The following is a 25,961-nucleotide window of genomic DNA, read 5'->3' as shown; positions in this document are numbered from 1 at the left end:
ATTATGATTAATAAACTTTGAACTGGTGTCAGTCTTGAAAATTATAATAACTGATATCCATTAACTGGAAAAATTACAGAAACTCCACAGCAATACATACAAACATGACCTAATGTTAATGATTGATTTAAAACTTTTGCTATTCGTGCTCAAAATGATATTAATGCTTATCTTGATTTTATTTTATCTAAATTTCCCTTTGATAGTTTTAAAGATGAATTAATTAAAGAAACATTAAGAGATATGGTTTATGTTATGGTTGAACATTGAGTATTTAATCGTACACCAATTGAATTTAATGTTGATGCTACTATTCAATTTAATAATGGTAGTCAATTTAGTGCAAATAGTACTCCTACGATTAATGTTTGAGATTTAGCACCTAGTAGAATGAAAATATGAGCAAGATTAACTGAATTAAAACAAATATTTTCAAGTTATAATGATGATGAAATAGATGTTGAAAAAATTGACTTAAAAGCATTTTATACTAGAAATCAAGTTGATGAATTAATTGAACAACAAAAAGAATTTACATTATTAAAACAAATTAAATTATATGATGATTTAGTTGATGATAATGATAATGAAATATATAGAGGTCCTGTTAGTAAATTTATTAATAAAGGTTATGTTGCAACAGATTACGATAAAGAAACTGAAACAATGATTTTAGATTGACCTGATGAAATTGGAACATTACCACCAGAAGCATTACAAAATAATCCACAAATTGGTGATTATACACATGCTCCAACTTGTGATTTTTCTGCTAAACAACAAAAAAATATTACAGCTTTAACTAATACTAAACAAAATAAATTAAGTACTGATCATGGCATTAATATTACAGAAGATAATGTAATATCTGTAAGTTCTTATTTAGTAACACCACAAGATTTTTTAAATAATCCACAATGAGAAGAACAAAAATCAATGATTTTAACAAGAAATACATATTATCAAATTTTTTGGTCACCTAATATGTCAAACAGTCAAGGACATAAAGGAGTATTTTTCTTTTATGGTGCAGTACCAACAGCCCATAATGTAGCTATTGATTCAGCAGGTTATTATTCAAATTCTACTAATGAAATTAAAGCTCATTTAAGTGTCCAACCCGAAAATGATGAATTAATACTATCATATTTTGATGGTAATTCTTGAATAGTAACTAATCTAGATGGAAATAAACTAGGAACTAAAATATATAAGCCTAAGACAAATAATAAAATTTATAGAATTAAAAGTAATACATTAGATATTACTTCACCAAGTGTAATTAATATAAATAAACCTATAAAAATTAATTCAAAAAGTTTAGAAACTAATGAAATAGAAGAAAATAATTGAGATATTGAATTAAAAGATATTCCTCCAACACCAAGTCCAAGTAGTTCAAATTGAAAAGATGTAGGAACAAGAGAGAAAAATAAATGAGATAATTGACAAATTACTTATGATTTTCAAGAAAATAAACATTATAGAGTTTATTATTCTTGAAGTATATATAATCCAGTTTATACTATTCAAGAATTTATTATAACTGATAAAAAAATTGCTGGTGTACAAATACAAACCTTTAATGATAGTACTAATATAGTAATTTTATCAGTTCAACATGCAAAATGGATTACTATTTATACTGGAAAAGGTAATTTAAAAGGTAATGTATGAAAATTAGAAGAATTACAGGAATAATATTATGTTTTTTAAAATTATAAAAATTATTTTAGGTTTAATAGGAGTAATTTTATCATCAGCAACAGCAGGTTTAATTATATTTATCATTGTAAAAATCATATTAAAAATTAATCAAATATTTTAAGAAAGGTGGTGAATATTATGTTAGGTAAATTTTTTAGAAAAGATAAAAGTAATATTAGTGATAATCAAAATGAAAAAGTAAAATTATTTAACCAATAAAAATAAAAGTACTCATGCTTCAATTTTAAATTATTTTGGTTTTAATGATTTTAATCATGAAACTTATTTCACTGATTTTGTAGCTGAAAATAATGCTAATTTATATAATGCTCCATTAGATATTAATAATGAAACTATTAAAAAATACTTAATTCAACAAGAATTTTATAGAAAAAATTGAAATTCTATTTTTAAATTAAGCAAATTAGGAATTAGTGGTTATTTAATTTATATTGCTAATGATGATTTATATTTTCAAGTAGTAGATATACAACAAAGAGTTTATGATATTGGTGGTAAATTAACTCAATGTACTATTTTTTATGATAGTTATCAACAAAATGCACAAACTGTAAGATTATTTGAAATTTATACATTAAATAATGAACAAGTAACAATTAATCGCTCAATTTATAGTATTAGTGATAATAAAAAAACAATTTCCATTAGATTTTAAATCATTTATTAATAATCCTAATCTATTACAAGAACAAACATTAAATATTAATTATATACCAATATCAATTATGCGAAATAAAGCAAATGAGTTAGCAGATTGTGATAAAGTAATGAATAAAATTAAAGCATTAGATGTTATTTATGAACAAATTGTTTTAGATACCATTTTAAATTCACCTAAATTTATATTTAGTCAAACTTATGGTAATGTTCAATCAACATTAGAAGAAGCAGTAAGAACATTAGTTACTAAAAACTATATATTTAAAAGTGGTGGAGATAATAATGAACAAAACGAAAATATCAATATGACAAATAGTAATTTTAAAGGTAAAAATTTAACTGATATATACGATTGAAATGTTAATGAAATATTTAAACGTTGTGGTATTCATATACCAAGTCAAAAGAAATCTGCACAACAATCAGTTCCCGAAAGTACAGCTGTAAATATTTCAACTATTAATTATATTGAACAAAAATTATGACAATTTAATATTGATATTCTTAAATTTATTCAAATATTAGTAAGTGTTGATAAAGACTTATTAAATAGTAAAACCTTTAATATTAATGATGAACAAGAAATTAATAATTTAACTGTTAAATTAAAATTATTTAACCCCGAAAATAACCAATTAATAGGAGAGAACAATGGAAAACAACAACAAACCACAAACGAAGTTTCCACAGAAACAAACTAAACTTAATCAAGCAGAAGTAGAAAATGATTATTTAATTGATAATATTCCTTATGATTTTACTAATATGATGAGTGCTACTAGTGACCCAGATATTAATAGAGCATACGATGAATTTAAAAAAAGAATAATTTATATTTATGAAATTGAACGTTTATTTAAAAATAATGAAAATAATAGTTTAAAATTTTCAGCAAATACTATTAAAATTGGTTTTATTGATATTGATAAAGTATTAAAAACTATTGCTGTTGAAACATCAGACTTTACTATGCAATTAAATCAAAGAGCAAGTACAAACATTAATGATAATACTATTGAATATAGTATGACTGATATTAAAAATTTAATTTTTCAAGAAATAAATTTATTAAATCAATTTAAATTATATGCAGTGAGTATAAATGAACCATTAACTGAAAATAATATTGATAATTTATACATTATTAATAATTATTCACAACCTTATCAAAATCCAAAAACTAGAAGTACTAAAAGTATTACTATTATTAAAATTAAAGATTTTAAAACAAGAGATGGTTATCCAATCATTATTAAATTACAAAAACCATTAGACAAAGATACCAAAGTAATTGGTTTAAAAATTAAAGCACCTAGAAGCATGATTTTTGGAAATATAAAGGTACTTGGTGAAGTTGACAATATGGAATGTATACCCAAAGTTATTTGTTAAAGATAAGATAGCATTTCCGCTATTATCAATGCCTATTGAAACTCAACCAAAAGTTAGAATATTACAACAATGATTTAGTGAACAAATATTACCTTGAAACTTAGCAAAACAATTTATAGGACAAGAAAAATCAGTTTTAGATTTAATTGCTATTGGTGGTGGAACTGAAACAAGAAAAGAAATTATTAATAATGCAAAAATAACATATGCAAAAATTGGTAAATATGATGGACCAGCACCAGTACCTAAAAATTAGCTGATTTTGAAATGAAAAAGAATGAACAATATATATTATATAGTCATAGAGAACCAACCCCACCATATCCTAGTAAATATATTGCTATTGAATTATCACAGAACTTTAATGATATTGAAATTGAAATAAATGATAAACCACCAATTGATAGTTTACAAAAAGTATTATTAGATATGCTAACTTATACATATAATTATAATCGTAATTTTGATGGTTTTAAACCAGATAATTTAGGCAATAAAATAGCAGAATTACGTGCAAAATTTGAGGGACAAAAACCTGATGAAGTAATTACTAATTTATTTAAACAATGGAAATTAGATTATCCTAATTATATTGATTTAGAGCAAGTAAAAATATTTAAGCAAATAGTTATTATGTTATCAAATAATATTTATTCAAGTATGTCAATTAATAAAGGTTTAAATGATGATAATAAGATTTTATTACCATATTACTTTGAGTTGAAATCAAATCCAATACATCCTAATAAAGACGAAATTTGACAATTCAAAAATGCAAAAGTAATATTAAAATCTAATTATTTTGATTTTACAAATATAAATAATATTAAATTAAAGAATAACGATATTAGTCAAAATGAATTATTTAAACTGGATGATAACCAATTTAACTGATTATCTATTACCAATGAATTAGAAAGTAATAATATTCCATCATTAATTCCTGCTGATTGAACATTAGCAAATGGTGAATATGGAAAATACTTTACAAAAACAATTATTGAAAAAACAAAAATTAAAAATGCTTTGAATTTATATGGTTCAAATAAATCTCAATTATTTTCTAAATTAGAATTTTATAAAGAAATTGCACAAATTGATAATAATAGTGAATTTGAATTACAAATCGAAAATCCGATTAATAATCTAAATCGGATTGAAATTAGTGGAATATTTGGTGCTGAAAATTATGATTTTATTTTAATAACAGATAAACAAGAAATACAATTAAATAATATTAACTTATTTGATAAATATAATGAAAATATTTCATATATTAATTTGGAAATTTAGATTATTTATTAAAATATCCATCAGGATATATACCATCCCATTTGGTATCACCTTCATTTTTTGGTTTAATGCCAAAATATAAATCTATTTTATGACTATCATCTCTTGGATGTTCTCATATAGTTGCCCCCCCAAGTCACTGTATAATCTCAATTTAAAAATGACTTATAATTATTAGTTTGATTATATGCTATTGCACCTAAAGTTAAACCAATACCACCAGTAATTACAGCAAATGATAACGCTATTTTTTGAAAATTTGTTTTTATTCATGTTTTCATATTAAATTACTCCTTTTTTTAAGTATATTAAATTATTTGTATATCAGCCAGTAGTTCATGCTTTATTTTGATTAATATTAATATATGTTCAATATTGTGTTCCTTGGCCATAAATTGTTGTTTTTAAAGGAATATCGCTTATAAAAATATTTGATTCATGTATATGACTATCTATTGTAAATCCTATTATGTATGATTGTTTTTCTTGAAAATTATATATTATTTCTCCTTGTTCGTTTATTTTATATTTTTCTTTATCTAAATTAGGTTTTTCACATGCAATAACATTTGAAGTTATAATACAACCTAAAGTTATTACTCCCAAAATAGTTAATATATTTTTCATTTTAAATTACTCCCTATATTTTTTGCTTGCTTCAATTATTTTTATTGCTTGTTCTTTTGGTAAATTATCTATAATACTTGGTAACTCTTCTTCATATTCATTTGCATGTTTATGACAGAAAAAAAATTTACCAAATTCATCTATATCTATAACATTAGTTCATTCTTTAAAACATCCTTCTTTTTGACAAAAAATAAGTTTAGTATTTTCAACTTCATATTTATTTACAAGTATTTCATGATTTTGATTTTTAAATTTATTTTGTTTTTTTGGTTTTTTAATTTTTATTTTTGTCTTACATCTTTTTTTACTCATAAATTCTCCTTTTTTCATTGATTTTACTTACAAATTGTACTATTTTTGATTATTTTTACAGTATGCTTTTAAACTCTGTCATTATTTAGTGATAATTTCCTATTAGTTATCGAGTGAAAATTTCCCAAAAGTAAAGTTAAATATACTTGGTGATAAATATGGAAAGAAGCATGACTATGAAAGAAAAATATAAGTTTAATATTATAAATGACATTATTATTAATAAATTATCTAAACATCAAGCTAAGAATAAACTTAACCTAACTATTAGAAGAATTAACCAATTAATTCAAATTTTCAATAGAGAAGGTAAAGTTGGTTTTATTCATAAATCCCGAAATAAAATTTCTAATAAAACAACAAATTTTGAAATCAAAATTAAGATTATAAATTTATATAAAACCAAATATTATAATTTTAATTTTCAACATTTCCATGAGAAATTAAACAATGAAGAAAAAATTAAAATTTCATATAGTACACTTTATACTATATTAATTAAAGAAAAAATTACTTCACCAAAAAGACATAAAAATAAGAAAAATAACTTGCATCCTACAAGAAACCGAAGAACAAATTTTGGTGAATTAATTCAAATGGATGCAAGTAATCATCATTGATTTGGTAAGGATAAACCAAAAGCTTTTTTACATGCTGCAATTGATGATGCTACAGGAAATATTGTCGGACTATGATTTGATCATCAAGAAACATTAGATGGTTATTATAATGTTTTTTATCAAATTTTAACTAAATATGGCATACCAAAAACATTTTATACTGATAATAGAACAGTTTTTGGATATAAAAAAACAAATCGATGCTGGCAAAATAAACACGGAAAATGATACTTATACTCAATTCCAAAAGTCTTGTAATGATTTAGGTGTTGAAATTATTAGAACTTCCATTCCACAAGCTAAGGGTAGAATCGAACGCTTATTTGGAACACTTCAAAGTCGCTTAATTAGTGAACTTAGACTTAATAAAATTAAAAATTTAGAAGAAGCTAATCAATTTCTTAAAATATATATAAGTATTTTTAATAAGCAATTTGCCTTACCTATTGATAATAATAAATCTGCTATGATTAAAGCTTCAAACCAAGAAGAAATAAATATTTATCTTTCAAGATTTTCTAAAAGAAAAACGGATAGTGGTTCAACTATAACATATTATGGTAAAAAGTATTTTCCTTATAAAAATAGCAAAGTTCAATACATACAACCTAGAACTGATGTAATTGTACTTAAATCGTTTATTAATGAGTTATATCTTAGTTATAATCATCAAATATATGAATTAAAAGAAATAGCACCAAAACCAATTATCAAAGAAGAGTTGATAAAAACTAAAAAGGTTTATATACCAAATAAAAACCATCCTTGAAGATATGGATACTAATAATACCAAATTAAAATTAGATAAAATTCTTTTTATAAAAGATTATTTTTGTGAATACTTAACTATATAAAATTTTAAATCGTTTGTCGAGCAGCAAATTTGATGGCTTAAAATTGATTTTAAAGATATAAAAAAATAAAATTATACACCACCAATAGCACAAGCACCAGAAGCCATTGTTGTAATACCACCAACAACATTACCAATTATGGGAATAGTATTTAAAGCACCATTAACAATAGTTAATGTGTTTTCACAATTTAAATTTGATTTATTTTCTAGATTTAGAAGTCTGTTGTCAAGTTCATTAACTTGTTTTTTTAAAGTTTCAAAATCTGCTTTGATTCCTTGAATATTTTTGTTTAATTCATCTAACTTTAATTCATGTTCAATTAAAGTTGAAATATAACTTCAATCTCTTATATAACCTTTTATTATTTCTTTTTCTTGTCTTTTTCAATTATATAATGCTTGAGGATTAAATGTTTTAGAATTATTGATTGCTTGTGGTAAAGTAGAATTTCATTCATTTATATGTGCAAATCATTGTTTAACTTTTGAATCATTTGCTATAATATTTGAAATTTCATTAAATTTATCTTGTGTTACATAGGTAAAAGTTGGTTTTGTCAAACCATAAGAATAGGGACTAAAAGTACCAACAATTATTTTTTTTCAAAATAGCCAATAAAGTGTGAGTAATTAGATTTATCCAATAAATAAACTTCTGATAATTTAAAATTATGATATTTTTTCTTTATGGCACTTTTAATTTCGTTATCAACGTTATGATTAATTTTTCCTAAATTAATTTTTATATCTTTATTTCAATCTGGAAAATCATTTTCTAAATTATCAAGACGATTATTTGGATAATATTTCTCATCTTCTGTTATTATTCTTACTGATTCAAAATCAAATCAATTAAATGGTTTTTCATAAAGTACAATTTCTATACGTTCTTTTCTAGAACTATCTGTATATACTTTTTCAATTTTTGAAAAATTATCTCAAATTGTTTTACCTACTTGTTGTATTTCTTTTCATGTTCATGGAAAAATTGCAGTAATTGAAATATCATTAGAATTATATCGTTGCATCATATCCTCTTTAAATTTTTCGCCAAGTTCTCATGCAGGATTATCTTTTCAATAATGATAATCAGCTATTATTCCTTCAAAAGTTTTTGGTGTAAATGAACAAGTTACTTTACCTCAACTACCCCTTATTTCGTTTTTACCATTTAATGTTCTTTTTAATCGATTTCTGTGTTTTTCATGACGATGTTTATTCATATTTATTTTGCTATTTGTTGTTGGGTTGTTAATAATAAAGTCTGTTTGATTATTACTTGCAAAATTTAATTGTTGATTTACTAAATCTAAACTAGTCGTATTTTTTCTAACTCAATTTTTAATATTTGAATTATCAATTGACTTACCATTAATACCTTGTATTTTATTATTTAAAAGTGGAGCAGTTAATACTCACAATTTAAATCAATAACTTGGACTAAAATATTTCATAATTTTGTTCTCCTTTGAAAGTAAATATAAAAATATTTACTTTCAAAACAAAGCAACTTTTATTTGTTAAATTTTACTTCTTTTTTATTTTTTTTGATAAATATTTTTGGGAAATTTTCACTCGATATTGACAGTATGCTTTTAAACTCAAAATAATGCCTAAATTAAAGGTGTTTATTTTGTGATACCTATACTATTAATTATATTGAAATTGTTTGTTATATTTTAAATATGAAAGTGGTTTTTTAAATAATTTTTATTTTATTTAAAATTACACTTATATATTTATATAATAATTAAGTAAATTAATTTTTTAAATATATTTACAATAAATTTAGATTTTTTTAAAATAGTTAGGAGAAGTAAATGTGAATTTTAATTATAAATGAAATTTTAGAGAACAAAGTGCAAAAATTGATAAATTAGTTTTAGAACATATAACAAAAAAATGAGAAAAATGAGATTGAAGAATAAAAAATACAAGAGATAAAAAGAAATATAAAATTGTTGATTATCAATATCGAACAAGAAAAATAATGTATGGATTAGTAACTTATAAAAGAAGAATTTATGAATATTTTGATGAAAAATTACAAAAATGAGTTCGTGTTTGTTTAGTTGATGAATGACTAGAATTACCTAAATATAAAAGAATTGGTGAAGATGTTGAACAAACTATTATTGAATATTTTGCTGATGGAAAAAGATATCATGATATTTGTGCTATTTGTAAAAAAGCAGGTATTAGTGTTAGTACTGTTCATAGAGTTTTTAAAAATTTAGAAGTAATTGAAGCAAATCCAGTAAAAGTAAAATTAGAAAAAAATCAACCTATTTTTGTAGCAATTGATGATGGACATCGAAAGTTTTGAGATTTTAAACGTAAAGGTATAAAACACTCTATGAGATTAATAATAACATATACAGATAATATTAATCATAAAGTACAAAATAAAAGAGTAAAAGCAATTATTATTATTAGACCAACAAGAACAGCAATTGGAGTTAAAAAAACTGCTGAATTTGTTAAAGAACATTGTCAAAAATTTTATGAAAATGTTGAACAAGCAAAAATAATTATTTGTGGAGATAGTGCTGGATGAATTAAAGATGTAGCAGATTATCTTGGTGCTGAGTTTGTTTTAGATAAATTCCATTTAATTAGAACATTATATCTTGGTATAATGGCGGGAAATAAAGGAAAATATTGAAGTGAATATAATAATTGTAAAGATTTCATTAATAATGGTCAATATGAACAATTAATTGATTATTTATATAAAGAATTAGATAATCATAAAAAGTTAAAAAAACAATATTTTAAAAATAATAAAAAAGGTATTGTTAATCAAGGTGCAAAATGAAATATTGGTTGTTTTACTGAAACAAATATTTGACATGTTTTAAAAGAAATGATTGTTAATAGAACATATAGTATTTTTATTTATATAAAAATGGTTATTTTTAAATGTAATCAAATAAATTTAAAAACATAATTTTACTTATTTTAAAATAAAAAATTAAAAAAACTTATTAAATTAAAAGTTAATAAGAATTTTTGTTATATATTTATGTTAATTAAATTATTAAAATGTTTTTATAATTTATAAAATTGAGTATTTTAATTGTAATATTTTTAAATTAGTAGTAAGATAAATTTACAATTTCATAAAAATCCAAATTATTTCTTGTCTAAATTTATAATAAGACTACAACGATTTAATTTATTCCGGATTTTTGACAATCTCCCAAAAGTTTTAATATTATTCTTGGCTAATAATTCGGTATAATTTTTAATTTCTTCTAAATTTGCTAAATGTAAATAAACTGCAGCACCAATTTTTTCCATTTACTTCCTCCTTTACTTTTTATATATTAATTTTATCATTTTGTAACTTAATAATTTTTAATTTTTACAATAAATAATGTAAAGGATTCCTAGTTTGATAAAATAACTACTTCTACATAAAATAAGAAAATTGACTACGCTAATCTTAATTTTAATACAACTTATACATTAATAAATCTACTACTTATATTTATTCGTGTTAAATATTAACTTTATAAATATAATTATTTTTTATGCTAATATTTATTTATAATTTAATAAAAGTTGATTCCTAATATAGAAATTTATCTATATTAGGTTTTTTATTAAATTAAAATTAAAGAAAGGAAAAAGATTAAAAGATATGCCTTTAACTTATATAGAAAAAGAAAAACTATTTCAAAAGGAATGAGAAAAAAGAAAAAAAGAAGCATTAAAAAATATTAACAAAAAAATACCAGATGAATATTTATTAAAAATATTTGAAACTATAATCTTAGATAATGATACAAAAGTTAATGAGGAAAATCCTCAACAATCTCAAGAATTCGAAACGTTGGAAGAAAAACCATTACAAGATAATGATAATAAACAAGAATCAAAAAACTGAACACAATTTAAAACAGAGTATCCAAATATTGCACAAATAATAAAAAATAGCAAAAATACTGGCATTAAGGTATTAATATCTTTAATTAAATTTTTTGAAATTAATAATGACCCACTTGGAATTACAGAATACATACTAATTTTAAATGAAGAACGTAAAAAAGAAAAAATGAACATTAAAGAAATTGAAAAAAAATAAAAAATATTTGAAAAGAAATCCAAAAATTAAAAAAAGAACTATTTGTAGATGAACCATCATCATTATGATCTTGTTCTTCTGAATCAAAAGAAGAAAAAAATACTAGAGACATTGAACTTGAACTAATTAAAAAAACTTAAATTTTATTTTATAATTAAATTATTAACAATAATATTTGCATTTTTATTGGCAGTAGTTTTATATTTAGGTTTTTTATTAACAAATAAATTAGACTTAGATACATTATTAGAGTTTGAATGACCTTTATTACTACTGATGGGAATTACAACCACAACATTACTTCCAAGTAAAATATCTAAAACTACTAAAATTTAAAATAATTTTATAATTATTATTTCTTATTGCTTAAATTATATCCTTTTAACAAAAAATATTATTAATCTCTTTAAAAATAAAATTTTAAAGAGATTAATTTTTATTTTAAATGCTAAATTGTAAAGGTAAGTGCAACTAAATTATTTTTCTATCCAAATATTCGATTGGTGAAAGATAATTTAGTATTTTTCTCGGTTTTTGATTTAAAGACAATATAAATTTATGAACTTCATTTTTATTAGTTTTTGAAAAAATAAATTTTTTAGGAAATTTTTCTCTAATTAAACCATTAGTATTTTCATTAGTACCTCTTTGTCAAGGTGAATATGGATTGGCAAAATAAATTTTTACATCTAAATTTTTTTCAAGTTGTTGTCAATTTGAAAATTCTTTGCCACGATCAAAAGTAATAGTTTTAACAATGTTTTTAGGAAGAATTGATAAATAATAACTGACATTTTTATTAATAACTTTAGTAGTTCTGTTTTTAACTAATATTGCTAAAGTAAATCGTGATACTCTTTCAACTAAAGTTATTAAACATGATTTGCTTTTACCTCGTGATGATACTATAGTATCTCCTTCTCAATGACCAAGTGTTATACGATCATTAACATTTATATCTCGTTCTTTAATTGATTTACCATTAAACTTGCCACGATTTTCTTTAGATTTTCGTTTTTTACCTTTTCTTCTTAAATTTTTACTAGTAACTTTATCAAGCATTCCAAAATAAATTCAAGTATAAATTGTTTTAAAACTAATAACTCATTCTTTATGAAAATTTTTAATTCTGCCATAAATTTGTTCAGGTGATCAACCTAATAGTAATTTTTGTTGTACATATTTTACTAAATTCTTATTTTTAAACTTATGAAAACTAATATGTGATTGTTTTCGATTTTCAGCTTTATTTTGTGCAATTAATGAAAAATAATGATTATTATCTTTATTTCTATTAATTTCTCGAATAATAGTACTAATACTTCGATTAAGATTTTTAGCTATTTCACTAATTTTAAATTTAAATTTCAATTGATTCTCAATATAAATTCTTTCATCTATGCCAAGATGTTTATAACTCATATAAAAACTCCTTACTTTTTTCTAAACTAAATTTAGCATTATGAAATTTTTATATGAGAATTTTTTGCAATTTTATTTACTTGCACTTACAAGTATAACTCAGCAAATTAAAAAAATAAATTATCACCAAATAATAACGTCTTATAACAAATTTTGATATGAAAAACTCTTTTCTACAATATTATGCTCATCTAAATCATTTATTGATTTTCATTTTTTACCATAATTTAAACTACTACTTCCTAATATTTTAGTTTTCTTTTCTGATTTATTAACTTTAGTTTTTAAAATTTTAATATCACTTTCTAACTCATTAATTTTAGTATTTAATCCATTATGTTCGCGAATTAATTTATCAAAACTATCCTTACTATATTTATTATTAATTGCTTTAATTTTATTACTTTCTCACATTCCACAAGTCAAAAATTTAAGTGGTCAATGTCACCATCTTCTTGCTAATTGTTTTTCATTTTTGAAATTCAAATTAAAATTATTAATTTGTCCACATATTTTATTTTTAGCTTCTTTTAGTATTTTTAAATCATGTATTTTTTCTTGCATTTCTTTAAAAATTTCATTAATGTCTGAACTATCATATAGTGTTAAATCATCTAAACTTTTAGAACTATCTCTATACTTTATTTTAACTTCTAAATCAGTTTGTGAACCTAATACAAATAACTTATCTTCTGAAGTAGTTAAAACATTACTTAAATCATATTTATATATATTTTAATCTATTGCTAATGCTCCCTTATTTACTTGTGCTTCTAAAAAACTAATAGTTACAGTAAACAAAGATAAAATTGGCATTATTGCTTTATCAGAATATTTTTTAGTACTTTTTCCGCAATTATCTTGAAGATAATTAAGATTTTTAATAACATTAGGAATATCTGCAACCAAAGATATACCTTTTAATTCTTCAATAATTCTTTTAAAATAAGGAATTTGAGTATTATGTTGTTTTTGATATCTTAACTTTATACTTTCAAGTTTTTTTATTAACTCTGTTGCAGATGACATTTTTTCTTTTACCATTTTTTAATTTCTCCTCTTTTAAAAAATAAAAAAACCCATTTATTTTTAATAAAAATAAGGGTTAGAAAACTTATATTAAGTTTATGATTTTTATCATACTATCTTTTTTTTAAGATTTTATTAATATACTTTTGTCATAAAATAATAATTAGTTTTTCTAAATTTTAAAAATTATTTATGTAAAAAAACTAAACATTTTCCTTTTTTAATAATTAGTTTTGGTCTTTCTTCTTTGTTAAATTCATTACTAATAGTTTGCGTACTATTATTAGTAACAGTAATATCTTGATTTGGATAAAACTTACAACCACTAAAATTATAAATTACTTCTTCATTGTCTAAACTAAAAAAAGAAATATATTTATATGTTAATTGTCAATTGTAAAAAATATATTCTGATTTTGCTTTTAGTAAAAAACAATAATTATTTTCACCTAATAAAATTGGGTTAAAACATTCATATTTTTTTAATATATTAATACTAGCAAGTAACATATCCCAACGTATTCCATCACTTACTATCACTATTTGTTGAAAATCAATTTTTTTGGAAATTGCAGTAACTATCGCAAGTTCACTATCAATAAAATCTTTTTCTTTATTAAAAGTAATAATTTCAAAATTATGTATTTTACTTTGATCATTTAAAATCTTTAACTGTTGTTTATTAATGGTATCATTATCACCACAAATAAACTTAATTGGTTTGTTATATTTTAATAATGATAAAACACCAGTTTCAACACCAATAAAAATTGGATTAATAAATTGTTCTCAATTTAAATTATAATCACGACAAACAATTACTAATTGTTTAATATCACTATTTTTCATAATTTGTTAACATCGCAACTTGTTTTTTTACTGAATTATCACTATTTAATAAATAACTACCCGCTACTAGGTAATTAGCACCAGCAGCAATACAATCATTTGCTGTTAAATTATTAATGCCACCATCAACAGCAATTGTAATATTTGGAAAATTATTATCGATATGTTTTACTAACATTTTAATTTTATTAATAGTTAAATCTAAAAAACGTTGTCCACCCGCACCTGGTTGCACACTCATAATTAAAATTGTATCAAGATCTTTCAAATAATCATAAATTTTTGAAATTGGTGTATCAGGATTAATGGCAATTCCTTTTTTAAAACCAGGGTTTTTTCACTGCAGAAATTCTTTTAATTGTTCTTCTGTTAATGCTTCATAATGCAAAGTAATATTTTTAACTTGCGGTAAAATTATAAATGGTTTTAAATAATCACATACTTTTGATGTTGTTATCTTTACCATCATATGACAATCAATATTGATATTAGAACTAAATTTACATACATCACTTAATATTTTTGCACCAAAACTTAAATTTTCAACAAAATGATGATCCATAACATCAAAATGAATTCAATTAATTCCTGCATTTTGTAAATTTAATAAATCATCTTTTAAAGATAGAAAGTTAGCAGTTAAAATGCTAGCGGCAATTGTTACTTCTTTTTTCATATATTACCATCCTTTATTTTAAATTATTAATTTTATTGAATTCTATTAAAATTTTACAATAATCTTCATAAAAAAAACTAGAAATTATTTTATTTGCAACTGCTTTTTTAATTGCACATTCTGGTTCTTGCTGATGTAAGCAAGTACGAAACTTACAATTTTGTCAAATATTAGTAAAACTAGGAAAATTAGTAGCAATATCAATACTACTTAGACCTTGTAACTGAAAGACCGAAAAACCAGGTGTATCTGCAATAATACCATCATGTAAAAAATAAAGGCGAGTTTTAGTTGTGGTATGTTTACCACGATTTAAACTTGTAGAAATATCCTGTGTTCATAATTTTAAATTATTATCCAAACTATTTAAAGTTGAACTCTTTCCCACTCCTGAAGTACCTGTTAATATTGATAACTTGTTTGTAAAAACTTTTTTTAAATCTTCAATACCATTTTTTTTAACATTTGAAATAAAAATTGTTGGTAAATTTAAATTCTGATATGCTTTAACTTTTGTTCAAACTTCATTATCTTTAGTTACCAAATCAATTTTTGTAAATATTAAAATTATTTTTAAATGATAATAATTAAAAATAGTTAATAATTTATTTAATAGAAAACTACTAAGAAAAGGATTAACAAGAGAACTAACAATTAATACTTGATCAACATTAGCAATGCTTGGTCGATATAGTTCATTAAATCGAGGTAAAATTGATTCAACCAAAGGATTTTTATCATCTTTAAAATTAACTTTAACATAATCACCAACTAAAATTTTTGCTGTTTGAAATTTTAAATTTCCTTTGATTAAACAAGAAAAAATTTGATTATCAATTCTTACTTCAACAAAGTTATTTGCAACTCCAATAACTATTCCTTGTTTAAAATTCATAGTGTCCTCCAATTAATATAAAATTAATATGCTTATAATAACACCAATAAGTAATAATATAATTAAAATTAAAGATAATAAAAATTCTTTTTTTAAATAAAATGGTTTTTTTAATTTTTGTGAATTTAAGTAATTTTTCTTAAATAACATATTATTTTTATTTTCCGTTTTTAAACAACAATCTAAATCATTACTCAATTCACTAATTGTCCGATAGCGATCATTAATATTCTTAGCAGTTGCCTTCAAAATAATATTTTCTAAACTTTGTGGAATATTCTTATTAATTTCATGAATTAATGGCATTGGTTCTTTAATATGTTTAGCGGCTAATATTTGTGGATTTTTATGAAAAAAAGGTGGTTTACCAACTAATAATTCATATAATATAATACCCAAAGCATAAATATCACTTTGAATTGTTGGTTTTTGAAATTTTACTACTTCTGGAGCAATATATTTCATTGTTCCTACAACTTGATTAGCGTGTTTTTTAACTTCATAATCATCAATAACAGCAATACCAAAGTCTAAAACTTTAATTGCTCCACTACTAGTTAAAATAATATTTTCAGGTTTTAAATCACGATGAATAATATTGACTGAATGACACGCATTAACCCCTTTTAAAATTTCTTTCATAATAACTATAACTTCATTAACTGATAAAACTGAATAATTACTTAAATATTCTTTTAATGTTTTACCTTCTAATAATTCAAAAACTAAGCATCAATCTTTCTTATCAATAAAAACATCATATACCAAAATAACATTGGGATGTCTAACTCTAGATACTGCTCTAATTTCTTGCAAAAATCGTTCTTTTATTAAGTCATCTAGTGGTGAAATTGGATTAATTACTTTTAAAGCAACTTGCCGATTTAAATATTTATCTTGTGCTTCATAAACTTTAGCCATACCACCCGAACCAATAATTTTTAAAATATGATAACGATTATTCAATAATTTATTTATTTCCATTAGTTTCACCATTACTTTTAAATTTATTTTTTAAAAATTACTAACTTATTTATAATTTATATTTTACACAAAAATATCAAAAGACTAAAATTTTATTTCCATTAATAATGCAGTAACATTATCAGTTGAAACATTAAGTAATGCTTGCTTAATTAATAATTTAACTTTATTATTAATATTTCCATTTTTTTCTAAAATATTAACTATTTCATATTCTTCTAAAAAATCATGAACACCATCACTAGTTAAAAGAAAATATGATGGAATTATTAATGGTAAATGAAAAATATCAGTTTTTAATGGCTTACGTGGACCAAGAGCACTAGTCAATGCCTTTCAATAAGTGTGATTTAAATCAACACTTGATTCTTTAGTTGTATTTTTTTGTAAATATAAATTTAAAATATTATGATCAACTGTTAACTGTTTTAATCCTTGTTCACTATATTGATAAATACGTGAATCACCAATATTTACTAAATAAGCTTTGTTATTAGTAATTAAAATTATTACCATAGTTGTTCCCATATCAAGCGCTTGTTCATTACTTAAACTAAAATTATTCATTTCAATTTGAATAATTTCTATCTTTTCTTGTAATCATGCATGAATTTGTTTATCATGTTTTAATTTAGTAAAATCTGTTGTTTCAAAAAATTTTTTTAACATACTAACAGCCATATTACTCGCCACTTCACCACATTTATGACCACCCAATCCATCACAAACAACACCAATAACCTGTCCAGTGTTATTTGTTAAATATAAAACGGCATCTTGATTATTTGTACGATAATTACCAACATCTGTTTTATAACTAGCATTTATTTTCATAAACTGTCCCCCTATATTCCTTTTTTTAATTTACAAATATAAAATCCATCAGTATTGTTATTAAAACCAAAAAATTGTTTTTCTGCAATGATTGTCATATCTGGGTGATTTTTAACAAAATTCTCAATTTGATTTTGATTTTCTTTAATATTGAAAGTACAAGTAACATACACAACTATTGCTTCAGGTTTTAAAAGTTGATAAGCCTTATTTAATAATTTTGCTTGAACAGTAATTAACTGATTAATTTCTTCTTTACTTCAATTGATAAGTTTAACTTCTGGTTTTCTTTTAATTAAACCTCAAGCAGTACTAGGAGCATCAATTAAAATTTTGTCAAATTTATTATTAAAATCTAATATTGTAGAATCACCATATTTAAGTTTAGTATTTGTTACCCCTAATTTTTTTAAATAAGTAGCACCAATTTTTAATCGTTCTTCATTTATATCACAAGCAACTATCTTACCGTGATTAGACATTAAAGCTGCCATATGGGCTGTTTTACTAGCAATTCCTGCACACATATCTAATACTTCATCATATGGTTGTGGATCTAAAATATGACTAACTAACATACTTGCTTGATCTTGTTTAATAATTTCACCATTTTCATATAATTTTGTGTTAAAAATTGACTTTGAACTAATAATACCATCAGATACTATCTCGCTTAAACAAAAGTTAAAAGATTTATAATTTTCATTGTTTAACACTTTATTAACAGTAGTTTTTAATGTATTAACTCTAAAACTAATTAATGGCATTCTTAAGTTATCTTTTATCAATTGATTTGCAATATTAATACTAAATTGTGATTTTATTAAAGAGTATAATCAACTAGGATAACTATATTTAATTAATTTAATATTTTGTTTACTTTCTTTTTGTAAATTAAATTCTGATCTAAATTCAGTAAAACATAAATCTAATACTTTAGAAATAATAAATGTTAGTTTATTATCAATGGTGCTTACTTTTTTTAAAGTATTTTCAATGAAAATTTCTTTATTAGTAATTTCTAAAAAATAGATTTCATATAAAACTATTCATAATAAAATAGTTATGTGAAAAGGAATAGTAATTACTTATTTCAAAACATTTCATATTTGATTTAATATATAATCTAAATAAATTTGATTTTTTAAGGTTCCTAGTACTATCTTTTCAATTGCTTCTTTTTCTGATAATGTTAGATTTTTATCTCGCATCATTTGTGCTAATAAAACATTACAATGACCTTTTTCTAGGATTACTTGTACTAGAATTTTATAAACATCATTTTGAATTATCATTATTTAACCCCACAGAATTTTTAATTATACATATATTATAACTTAAATTATATTTTTAATTTTGATAAGTATTTTACTACTATAACTATTAAAAAATGCATCATTACAATGCATTTTTAGTAATAAATTATTATTTTTTTAAAAAAATAAACTATTAAAAGTTACTCTTTATATTTACTTTACCTTTTCATTTTTTACAATCTTCACCATATTTATACATATTATTAATTTTAATACCAAGAATAATTCCTGATCATATTGCACAAGGTGTATTAGCACAAATTATAACTAAATCTTTCATTAAAATTGTTGATTCAGATCCACCATGATATGATAAATGAATAATGCCCCATAATACTCATAAACTGTTAGCTGTTGTATAAAGAATAAATGTAAGTAAAGAAATACCATCTGTTTTTTTAGTTTTTATTGTTTTTAAAGACTGTGGACAAAATGCTATAACAGCAATAAGTGCTCCAATAATCCCTATTATAGTAATAATTCATCATTCAGTATTTGCCATTATTTTTATTCCTCCAAAGTTTTAGCATTTTCGCCCAACGTTTTCATATTTTTTACTTTAACATAAATAATACAATTAGTTGCAGTCATTGTTACTGTATACGGTATTATTAAGGTAGAACCTCAAATTGCAATTTCAAGAGTATCAGCACCTTCTGGTCACATTACTGGTAATGTTACTGAAAGTATTCCAAATATCAAGAAAAAAAGATTAGCAATATTATAAATAATATAAGTTGATAAGATTATATGTTTAGTTTCCTTAGTTTTTATTGTTTTTATTGCTTGTGGAATAAATGTTATAATAGACAATATTCCGGCTAAATAACCTATAATTCCAATAAAAGTTTGCATTTTCATCCTCCATTAAATTTTAAAAATATTTTAGTAGTTTTTTTAAAACTATTAATATACTTATTTCTTGTTTTATTAACAATAACATTATTTTAATTTTAATCATTTAAAATAGAAAGTGTTTAGTTAATTTTTTTTCAAATAAATCTAAAAAAATGAAAAATAATTTATAATAAAAAAATAAAAAACCACTAAAATAGTAAAAATTTATTTAAAATAAAATAATAAATTTAAAAAATATTAGTTAAAAATTAAATAAAATTTTAATTTTACAATAAATATAAAATTATGAAATAAATTCGCCTTTTTATAAAAAAGTGAATTTTTTATTGTATATTCATTTTTTCAATTATAGACTTAAATTAAGATTTACTTAGAATTCAAAAATAAACAATAAATAATAATTTTTCAATTAAAACTATATTCTATAAAAAAATAATTTGTTATCAATTTATGTTATTAACAATATTTTTAATATTGTCATAAATTTAACTTATCATTTTATTTTTTATAAATTTACAAACTAATTTAATGTTCTTACACCATTTCATATTTTTTTAAAATCCTAAATATTATAAATATAATCTATGTTCTAAGTAAATCTTAAATTATGGGAATATATAAAAAAGTATTGGAGTTAAAAATGAAAAAAAATAATTTTATTTATGCGAGATATGATAAAGAAGATAACTGTTTAGGTGTTTATGACACTATGGAAGAAGCAATATTAAAAGTTTACCACATTGATAAAACTAATAAAAAACGCTATTATCAAGCCTATAATAATATTTGTCGTTCTTATCAAAAATATAAAAATAATTTTGGAAATGTTGTTTGTTATGAAGGTTTTTGATTTAAAATACCACTAAATGAAAATGGCTATTAAAATTAAAAAAATAAAATAGTTATACTATGAAATGGTTAAGGATACTTAATAAAAATATTTTTTAATTTTATAGTTAAAACTCAATAAATTAAAAAACCATTACTTTGATTTATAAATATTTATTTTATTAAATTTTTTCAATTATTTCTTTAGTTTAAAACTTTAATTATTAATAAGAATTTAAATCATAATATTTAATATTTTATTATTTATAAGTTGAAAAAATCTGAATGTTAGTAAACTAAATTAACCTTTACTAACATTCTTTTTTAGATTTAAAGTTTTTTATATATTTTCTAAAAAACAGAATACTTAATCAATCTTTTATAAAACTACTTTTTTATTAGACTTCTTTTACTCATTGATTAGGTACTACTGAAAAACCAATAGTATTATTACCAGTATGTGTTTTTAAAATATTACATAATGGTTCAACTTTATATTTGGTAAATCCTCTATTTTTTACTTTTTTAATTGCTTCATCAATAATATCTTTTCTACATCAACCATCAATAATATATATTGTTTCTTTAGTAACGTCTTTAATTTTAGTAATAATATCTAACATTTCTTCCATAGCTTTACTTAAGGTTCTAACTCTACCAATATTATCAATTGTTTCTTTACATCTTAAAATTGGTTTAAAACGTAAAAAATTACCAATTCTTGCTTTACTCATTGGTAATCTACCACCACGAGCCAAAAATTTTAAATCATTAGGAGCAATATAAGATTCATAAGTTTTACGAAATTTATTTAAAATTCCTAAAATTTCAGGAATTTTTTTTCCATTTTTAACAAGAGTAAAAGCAATTAAAACCATAAATTTTAAAGGTATTGAAGCAGCACCTGTTTCTAAAATATGAACTTTATTTTTATATTTTTCTTCTTTTTGTAAAACTTGTGAACTTGCATATTGTCCTGAAGCATTATTAGCAATTGGTAAAAATAAAATTTGATCATATTTACTTAAAGCATTATCTCAATATTGTTCAAGTTTACCACGACTAGTTTGACTAGTTTTTAAAATACAGTGTTCATCAATCATCTTTTTACGAATTGTTTCACTATCAATATCAATGTTATTATCATCATAAGCATTTTCTTCTTCAATAATATTTAAAGGAATAATTATTATTTCAGGATATTTTTTCATATCTTCAACGGTAAAACCAGTAGCTGAATCACTTACAATTCCAATTTTCATTTTGTTTGCTCCTAACCTTTTATACTAATAAATTATAGTAAAATTATAACAAATTTATTTTACTATATATCGTTTTAATTTGAAAAAATATAAAGTGACTATAAACTTATTAGTAGTAAAAATCATTAGCTTTATTAGCAAATGTTTAAATTCTACCTTTAATACCAATAATTGCATTCTTTTTTAATAGTGTTTTTAATTCCTCTGTATTAGCTATTCAAGTTTTAATAGTGATAAAATCAATTTCAAATTGATTTTGACGATTTTTAAAAGGTCTTTCAACAGCCATTATAAACTTGGTCCATTTTGTTGGAATTTGTTCTCTGGTTGGTATTATTTCTGGTTCATTCATTAATTTACCTACTAATACAACATTATTTATCATTTTAACACCCCCTCTTATTTGATAATTATAAATTTAGTTCATAAATAAAATATCAAATTATTTTATTTATGAATAAAAGAAAAAATAAATTAATTCAACAAACTTAAATATGCTAAATTGTAAAGGTAAGTGCAACTAAATTATTTTTCTATCCAAATATTCGATTGGTGAAAGATAATTTAGTATTTTTCTCGGTTTTTGATTTAAAGACAATATAAATTTATGAACTTCATTTTTATTAGTTTTTGAAAAAATAAATTTTTTAGGAAATTTTTCTCTAATTAAACCATTAGTATTTTCATTAGTACCTCTTTGTCAAGGTGAATATGGATTGGCAAAATAAATTTTTACATCTAAATTTTTTTCAAGTTGTTGTCAATTTGAAAATTCTTTGCCACGATCAAAAGTAATAGTTTTAACAATGTTTTTAGGAAGAATTGATAAATAATAACTGACATTTTTATTAATAACTTTAGTAGTTCTGTTTTTAACTAATATTGCTAAAGTAAATCGTGATACTCTTTCAACTAAAGTTATTAAACATGATTTGCTTTTACCTCGTGATGATACTATAGTATCTCCTTCTCAATGACCAAGTGTTATACGATCATTAACATTTATATCTCGTTCTTTAATTGATTTACCATTAAACTTGCCACGATTTTCTTTAGATTTTCGTTTTTTACCTTTTCTTCTTAAATTTTTACTAGTAACTTTATCAAGCATTCCAAAATAAATTCAAGTATAAATTGTTTTAAAACTAATAACTCATTCTTTATGAAAATTTTTAATTCTGCCATAAATTTGTTCAGGTGATCAACCTAATAGTAATTTTTGTTGTACATATTTTACTAAATTCTTATTTTTAAACTTATGAAAACTAATATGTGATTGTTTTCGATTTTCAGCTTTATTTTGTGCAATTAATGAAAAATAATGATTATTATCTTTATTTCTATTAATTTCTCGAATAATAGTACTAATACTTCGATTAAGATTTTTAGCTATTTCACTAATTTTAAATTTAAATTTCAATTGATTCTCAATATAAATTCTTTCATCTATGCCAAGATGTTTATAACTCATATAAAAACTCCTTACTTTTTTCTAAACTAAATTTAGCATTATGAAATTTTTATATGAGAATTTTTTGCAATTTTATTTACTTGCACTTACAAGTATAACTCAGCATATTAAAATAAGACTAGATAAAATAATTTATTAATTAACACAAAAAGAGCATTGTCAACTGCTCTTTTTGTAAAATATAATTGTGTTAATATAGTTTTAATCTAAAACTGGTAATGATCCAATTCTTGAATCTTTTAGTGCATTTACTTTCCCAAAATCTACTTGTAATCACACTCTCTGAACATTAACAAATCCAGTAATTTTATTACCATTTTTAGCAGCATCATAAAAAAATGTATAAACTTTTGTATTTAATAAACTAATTAAAGCTTCTCATTGCTTTTGTTTATATGGTGCAAATTCTAATTTAAAATCAGAGGCTAAACTTCCTTTTTTAACTCCCATATTGTTATAAAGTTTCAAATCAGGTAAAATTTTTCGAAATTCTTGACTAACATCTAAATCCTTATTGTCAGCTGTATTAATAATATAAGATTTTAAAATTTCATTATTTTTGATAATATCAATTTGACACGTACCTGCTTCTAATTCAAAACTATCTTCGGTGTATTTTTCTTTAATTTCTCCTGGAAAAGTATTTTTAATACTAACAGTTAAACTAACAATTTCAGCATATTCTTCATCTGAATAAACGCCAATTTCATCACCAGTTTTGAAACCTAAATCTTTTAAAAAGTGTGCTGCATTAGCATTTTCTGACCTATATTTATGAGGTGGTGCACCTGTTCTTAACAATTTATTTTTAAAAAGATCATTAATTTTCATTAAGTGATCATCTGCAATAACCGAATATTTTTCACTATCAGATGTATTATCATAGTTTAATTTTTGTAAAATTAATTAACAATATTTTACATTTTTTTCTAAACCTACGATATTAAATAATAAAAAATCAAATTTTTGGTAAATCTTAATATTAAAAATTAATATTTATATTAATTTAAAGAAAGAGGTACTTATTAAAAAATGATAAATAATAAAAAGAAAATATTAGAAAAAGAAAGTCTAACTAATAATAAATATAAAACCAAAATTGAAAAATTAAATAAAAAACTACAAGAAACTCTTGATGATTTAAAAGAAATAAGTGATCTCTATGCAAAATCAGAAAGAGATGCATTAGATAAAAGAAAAATAATTACAAATCTTGCAAATAAAATTACAGAATTAGAAACACAGTTAATAGAAAATCAACAACAAGCAGAAATAAAAAATAATAATAAAAAAATTATAATTCCAAAAATAAATTTAATAATACCTGGTGAAATATGTTCTTTAGCAACTGATACAAAAGGTAATCTTTATCTTGGAACTAGAAATAGTTCTTGACATGGTGCTATTTATAAATGTTTAGCAGAAGAAACAAACTTTAAACCAATATTAGGAATATATGGTGAAATATGAACAATAGCTATTGATAAAAATGAAAATGTTTATATAGGTACTAGAGAAAGTAGTTTTAAAGGTAACGTTTATAAATATCAAAAAAATCAAAATACTTTTAAAAAAATGGATGGTATAAATAAATCTGTTTCTTCTTTAACTTTTGACAATGATGATAATATTTATGCAGGAGTTTGAACCGGTTCATATCAATCTCCTAGTAATGGTGAAGTTTACAAATGTTTAGCAGAAGAAACAAACTTTAAACCAATGTCTGGAATAAAAGGGGGAGTACTATGATTAGTTTTTAATAAAAATACAAATTTTTTATATGTTACTACATGAAACGGAGATGGAAAAACTAAAACTAATGATGGTTCACTTTATAAATGCTTACCACCAAATAATGTCTTTACTTTAGTTCAAAAAAATTTACCAGCTATATGACATCTAAAAACCAAAGATAGTGAACCATTTATTGAACTTGAATATTAACAAATATCAAAA

Annotated in this window: 32 protein-coding genes and 1 pseudogene; 11 read left to right on the top strand and 22 right to left on the bottom strand. The window is 22.0% G+C overall.

Annotation, left to right across the window (positions count from 1 at the left end; translation table 4 throughout):
• Nucleotides 1–3 precede the first annotated feature (3 nt).
• The 6 genes from AACL03_RS07310 (at nt 4) to AACL03_RS07285 (ending at nt 5,073) form a co-directional block, all read left to right on the top strand.
• Nucleotides 4–1,701, top strand: a complete 1,698-nt coding sequence (locus tag AACL03_RS07310) for a hypothetical protein (protein ID WP_339039946.1) — start codon at nt 4–6, stop codon at nt 1,699–1,701.
• Nucleotides 1,702–1,705: 4 nt separating this feature from the next.
• Nucleotides 1,706–1,828, top strand: a complete 123-nt coding sequence (locus AACL03_RS07305) for a hypothetical protein (RefSeq protein WP_255495924.1) — start codon at nt 1,706–1,708, stop codon at nt 1,826–1,828.
• A 520-nt stretch (nt 1,829–2,348) separates the two neighbouring features.
• Nucleotides 2,349–3,089: a hypothetical protein gene (locus AACL03_RS07300; protein WP_339039945.1), complete on the top strand. Its 741-nt coding sequence runs from the start codon at nt 2,349–2,351 to the stop codon at nt 3,087–3,089.
• Nucleotides 3,040–3,780 carry a hypothetical protein gene (locus tag AACL03_RS07295; RefSeq protein WP_339039944.1) on the top strand — a complete coding sequence of 247 codons (741 nt, stop codon included), beginning with the start codon at nt 3,040–3,042 and terminating at the stop codon, nt 3,778–3,780. Before AACL03_RS07300 ends, AACL03_RS07295 begins: the two co-directional genes overlap by 50 nt.
• A gap of 28 nt (nt 3,781–3,808) precedes the next feature.
• A complete protein-coding gene (locus tag AACL03_RS07290; RefSeq protein WP_339039943.1) occupies nt 3,809–4,036 on the top strand; it encodes a hypothetical protein in 228 nt (75 codons plus the stop codon).
• A gap of 11 nt (nt 4,037–4,047) precedes the next feature.
• Entirely contained in the window at nt 4,048–5,073 is a 1,026-nt protein-coding gene (locus tag AACL03_RS07285; protein ID WP_339039942.1) for a hypothetical protein, read from the top strand.
• Between the two features lie 95 nt (nt 5,074–5,168).
• On the opposite strand, the gene AACL03_RS07280 is transcribed toward AACL03_RS07285, so the two are convergent.
• From AACL03_RS07280 to AACL03_RS07270, 3 genes are read right to left on the bottom strand one after another with little or no spacing between them, the layout of a single operon-like run.
• Nucleotides 5,169–5,354, bottom strand: coding sequence for a hypothetical protein (locus AACL03_RS07280; RefSeq protein WP_338957606.1), 186 nt, complete (start codon nt 5,352–5,354; stop codon nt 5,169–5,171).
• Between the two features lies 1 nt (nt 5,355).
• Nucleotides 5,356–5,700, bottom strand: a complete 345-nt coding sequence (locus AACL03_RS07275) for a hypothetical protein (RefSeq protein WP_338957603.1) — start codon at nt 5,698–5,700, stop codon at nt 5,356–5,358.
• 6 nt (nt 5,701–5,706) lie between these two features.
• Nucleotides 5,707–6,015: a hypothetical protein gene (locus AACL03_RS07270; RefSeq protein WP_338957601.1), complete on the bottom strand. Its 309-nt coding sequence runs from the start codon at nt 6,013–6,015 to the stop codon at nt 5,707–5,709.
• Between the two features lie 158 nt (nt 6,016–6,173).
• On the opposite strand from AACL03_RS07270, the pseudogene AACL03_RS10035 reads away from it, so the two are divergent.
• Nucleotides 6,174–7,419 (top strand): annotated as a pseudogene (locus tag AACL03_RS10035) (ISNCY family transposase).
• A gap of 141 nt (nt 7,420–7,560) precedes the next feature.
• On the opposite strand, the gene AACL03_RS07255 reads toward AACL03_RS10035, so the two are convergent.
• Both AACL03_RS07255 and AACL03_RS07250 read right to left on the bottom strand, forming a co-directional pair.
• Nucleotides 7,561–8,052, bottom strand: a complete 492-nt coding sequence (locus tag AACL03_RS07255) for a hypothetical protein (RefSeq protein WP_338980346.1) — start codon at nt 8,050–8,052, stop codon at nt 7,561–7,563.
• A 32-nt stretch (nt 8,053–8,084) separates the two neighbouring features.
• Complete coding sequence (locus AACL03_RS07250; RefSeq protein ID WP_339038780.1) at nt 8,085–8,945, bottom strand: hypothetical protein; 861 nt, start codon at nt 8,943–8,945, stop codon at nt 8,085–8,087.
• A gap of 368 nt (nt 8,946–9,313) precedes the next feature.
• Here AACL03_RS07250 and AACL03_RS07245 point away from each other — a divergent pair, with 368 nt between their 5' ends.
• The gene (locus AACL03_RS07245; protein ID WP_339039941.1) at nt 9,314–10,441 is read left to right on the top strand and encodes an Mbov_0401 family ICE element transposase-like protein; all 1,128 of its coding nucleotides are present in this window, start codon (nt 9,314–9,316) and stop codon (nt 10,439–10,441) included.
• A 185-nt stretch (nt 10,442–10,626) separates the two neighbouring features.
• Here AACL03_RS07245 and AACL03_RS07240 read toward each other — a convergent pair whose 3' ends face one another.
• Entirely contained in the window at nt 10,627–10,794 is a 168-nt protein-coding gene (locus tag AACL03_RS07240) for a hypothetical protein (protein WP_339039940.1), read from the bottom strand.
• A gap of 343 nt (nt 10,795–11,137) precedes the next feature.
• Here AACL03_RS07240 and AACL03_RS07235 point away from each other — a divergent pair, with 343 nt between their 5' ends.
• Nucleotides 11,138–11,581, top strand: a complete 444-nt coding sequence (locus AACL03_RS07235) for a hypothetical protein (RefSeq protein ID WP_338957406.1) — start codon at nt 11,138–11,140, stop codon at nt 11,579–11,581.
• Nucleotides 11,582–12,052: 471 nt separating this feature from the next.
• Here AACL03_RS07235 and AACL03_RS07230 read toward each other — a convergent pair whose 3' ends face one another.
• The 12 genes from AACL03_RS07230 to AACL03_RS07175 form a co-directional block, all read right to left on the bottom strand.
• Nucleotides 12,053–13,003, bottom strand: coding sequence for an IS30 family transposase (locus AACL03_RS07230; protein WP_339038665.1), 951 nt, complete (start codon nt 13,001–13,003; stop codon nt 12,053–12,055).
• Nucleotides 13,004–13,144: 141 nt separating this feature from the next.
• The gene (locus tag AACL03_RS07225) at nt 13,145–13,567 is read right to left on the bottom strand and encodes a hypothetical protein (RefSeq protein ID WP_339039939.1); all 423 of its coding nucleotides are present in this window, start codon (nt 13,565–13,567) and stop codon (nt 13,145–13,147) included.
• Between the two features lie 171 nt (nt 13,568–13,738).
• Nucleotides 13,739–14,047, bottom strand: coding sequence for a hypothetical protein (locus AACL03_RS07220; RefSeq protein WP_338979679.1), 309 nt, complete (start codon nt 14,045–14,047; stop codon nt 13,739–13,741).
• A 171-nt stretch (nt 14,048–14,218) separates the two neighbouring features.
• A complete protein-coding gene (locus AACL03_RS07215) occupies nt 14,219–14,881 on the bottom strand; it encodes a thiamine diphosphokinase (RefSeq protein ID WP_338979681.1) in 663 nt (220 codons plus the stop codon).
• A complete protein-coding gene (locus tag AACL03_RS07210; RefSeq protein ID WP_252319571.1) occupies nt 14,871–15,557 on the bottom strand; it encodes a ribulose-phosphate 3-epimerase in 687 nt (228 codons plus the stop codon). Before AACL03_RS07210 ends, AACL03_RS07215 begins: the two co-directional genes overlap by 11 nt.
• Before the next feature lie 13 nt (nt 15,558–15,570).
• Nucleotides 15,571–16,452, bottom strand: a complete 882-nt coding sequence (gene rsgA / locus AACL03_RS07205; RefSeq protein WP_338979685.1) for a ribosome small subunit-dependent GTPase A — start codon at nt 16,450–16,452, stop codon at nt 15,571–15,573.
• Between the two features lie 12 nt (nt 16,453–16,464).
• Nucleotides 16,465–17,436, bottom strand: a complete 972-nt coding sequence (locus AACL03_RS07200; RefSeq protein WP_174481523.1) for a serine/threonine-protein kinase — start codon at nt 17,434–17,436, stop codon at nt 16,465–16,467.
• A gap of 84 nt (nt 17,437–17,520) precedes the next feature.
• Nucleotides 17,521–18,270, bottom strand: coding sequence for a protein phosphatase 2C domain-containing protein (locus AACL03_RS07195; protein ID WP_252319575.1), 750 nt, complete (start codon nt 18,268–18,270; stop codon nt 17,521–17,523).
• An 11-nt stretch (nt 18,271–18,281) separates the two neighbouring features.
• Nucleotides 18,282–19,058 carry an RsmB/NOP family class I SAM-dependent RNA methyltransferase gene (locus tag AACL03_RS07190; RefSeq protein WP_339039938.1) on the bottom strand — a complete coding sequence of 259 codons (777 nt, stop codon included), beginning with the start codon at nt 19,056–19,058 and terminating at the stop codon, nt 18,282–18,284.
• Between the two features lie 300 nt (nt 19,059–19,358).
• Nucleotides 19,359–19,565 (bottom strand): hypothetical protein, encoded by a 207-nt coding sequence (locus AACL03_RS07185; RefSeq protein WP_339039937.1) that lies wholly within the window; start codon nt 19,563–19,565, stop codon nt 19,359–19,361.
• 154 nt (nt 19,566–19,719) lie between these two features.
• The gene (locus tag AACL03_RS07180; RefSeq protein WP_174481526.1) at nt 19,720–20,088 is read right to left on the bottom strand and encodes a SemiSWEET family sugar transporter; all 369 of its coding nucleotides are present in this window, start codon (nt 20,086–20,088) and stop codon (nt 19,720–19,722) included.
• Nucleotides 20,089–20,093: 5 nt separating this feature from the next.
• Nucleotides 20,094–20,441, bottom strand: a complete 348-nt coding sequence (locus tag AACL03_RS07175) for a SemiSWEET family sugar transporter (RefSeq protein WP_174481527.1) — start codon at nt 20,439–20,441, stop codon at nt 20,094–20,096.
• Nucleotides 20,442–21,084: 643 nt separating this feature from the next.
• Between AACL03_RS07175 and AACL03_RS07170 the strand changes: the two genes are divergently transcribed.
• Nucleotides 21,085–21,327 (top strand): hypothetical protein, encoded by a 243-nt coding sequence (locus tag AACL03_RS07170; RefSeq protein WP_338957432.1) that lies wholly within the window; start codon nt 21,085–21,087, stop codon nt 21,325–21,327.
• A 343-nt stretch (nt 21,328–21,670) separates the two neighbouring features.
• Here AACL03_RS07170 and AACL03_RS07165 read toward each other — a convergent pair whose 3' ends face one another.
• The 4 genes from AACL03_RS07165 to AACL03_RS07150 form a co-directional block, all read right to left on the bottom strand.
• A complete protein-coding gene (locus tag AACL03_RS07165; protein WP_339039936.1) occupies nt 21,671–22,534 on the bottom strand; it encodes a DegV family protein in 864 nt (287 codons plus the stop codon).
• A gap of 145 nt (nt 22,535–22,679) precedes the next feature.
• A complete protein-coding gene (locus tag AACL03_RS07160; protein ID WP_339039935.1) occupies nt 22,680–22,919 on the bottom strand; it encodes a single-stranded DNA-binding protein in 240 nt (79 codons plus the stop codon).
• 135 nt (nt 22,920–23,054) lie between these two features.
• Nucleotides 23,055–24,005, bottom strand: coding sequence for an IS30 family transposase (locus AACL03_RS07155; protein WP_339038665.1), 951 nt, complete (start codon nt 24,003–24,005; stop codon nt 23,055–23,057).
• A 201-nt stretch (nt 24,006–24,206) separates the two neighbouring features.
• Nucleotides 24,207–24,836, bottom strand: a complete 630-nt coding sequence (locus AACL03_RS07150; RefSeq protein WP_339039934.1) for a hypothetical protein — start codon at nt 24,834–24,836, stop codon at nt 24,207–24,209.
• Nucleotides 24,837–25,037: 201 nt separating this feature from the next.
• Between AACL03_RS07150 and AACL03_RS07145 the strand changes: the two genes are divergently transcribed.
• Nucleotides 25,038–25,949, top strand: a complete 912-nt coding sequence (locus AACL03_RS07145; RefSeq protein ID WP_339039933.1) for a hypothetical protein — start codon at nt 25,038–25,040, stop codon at nt 25,947–25,949.
• Nucleotides 25,950–25,961 lie beyond the last annotated feature (12 nt).

It is taken from the genome of Spiroplasma endosymbiont of Andrena trimmerana (assembly GCF_964019575.1).
In the GTDB taxonomy this organism is placed as follows: domain Bacteria; phylum Bacillota_I; class Bacilli_A; order Mycoplasmatales; family VBWQ01; genus Spiroplasma_E.
Note: the sequence above shows the minus strand (reverse complement) of the source record. Positions and strands in the feature narration are given on the sequence as shown.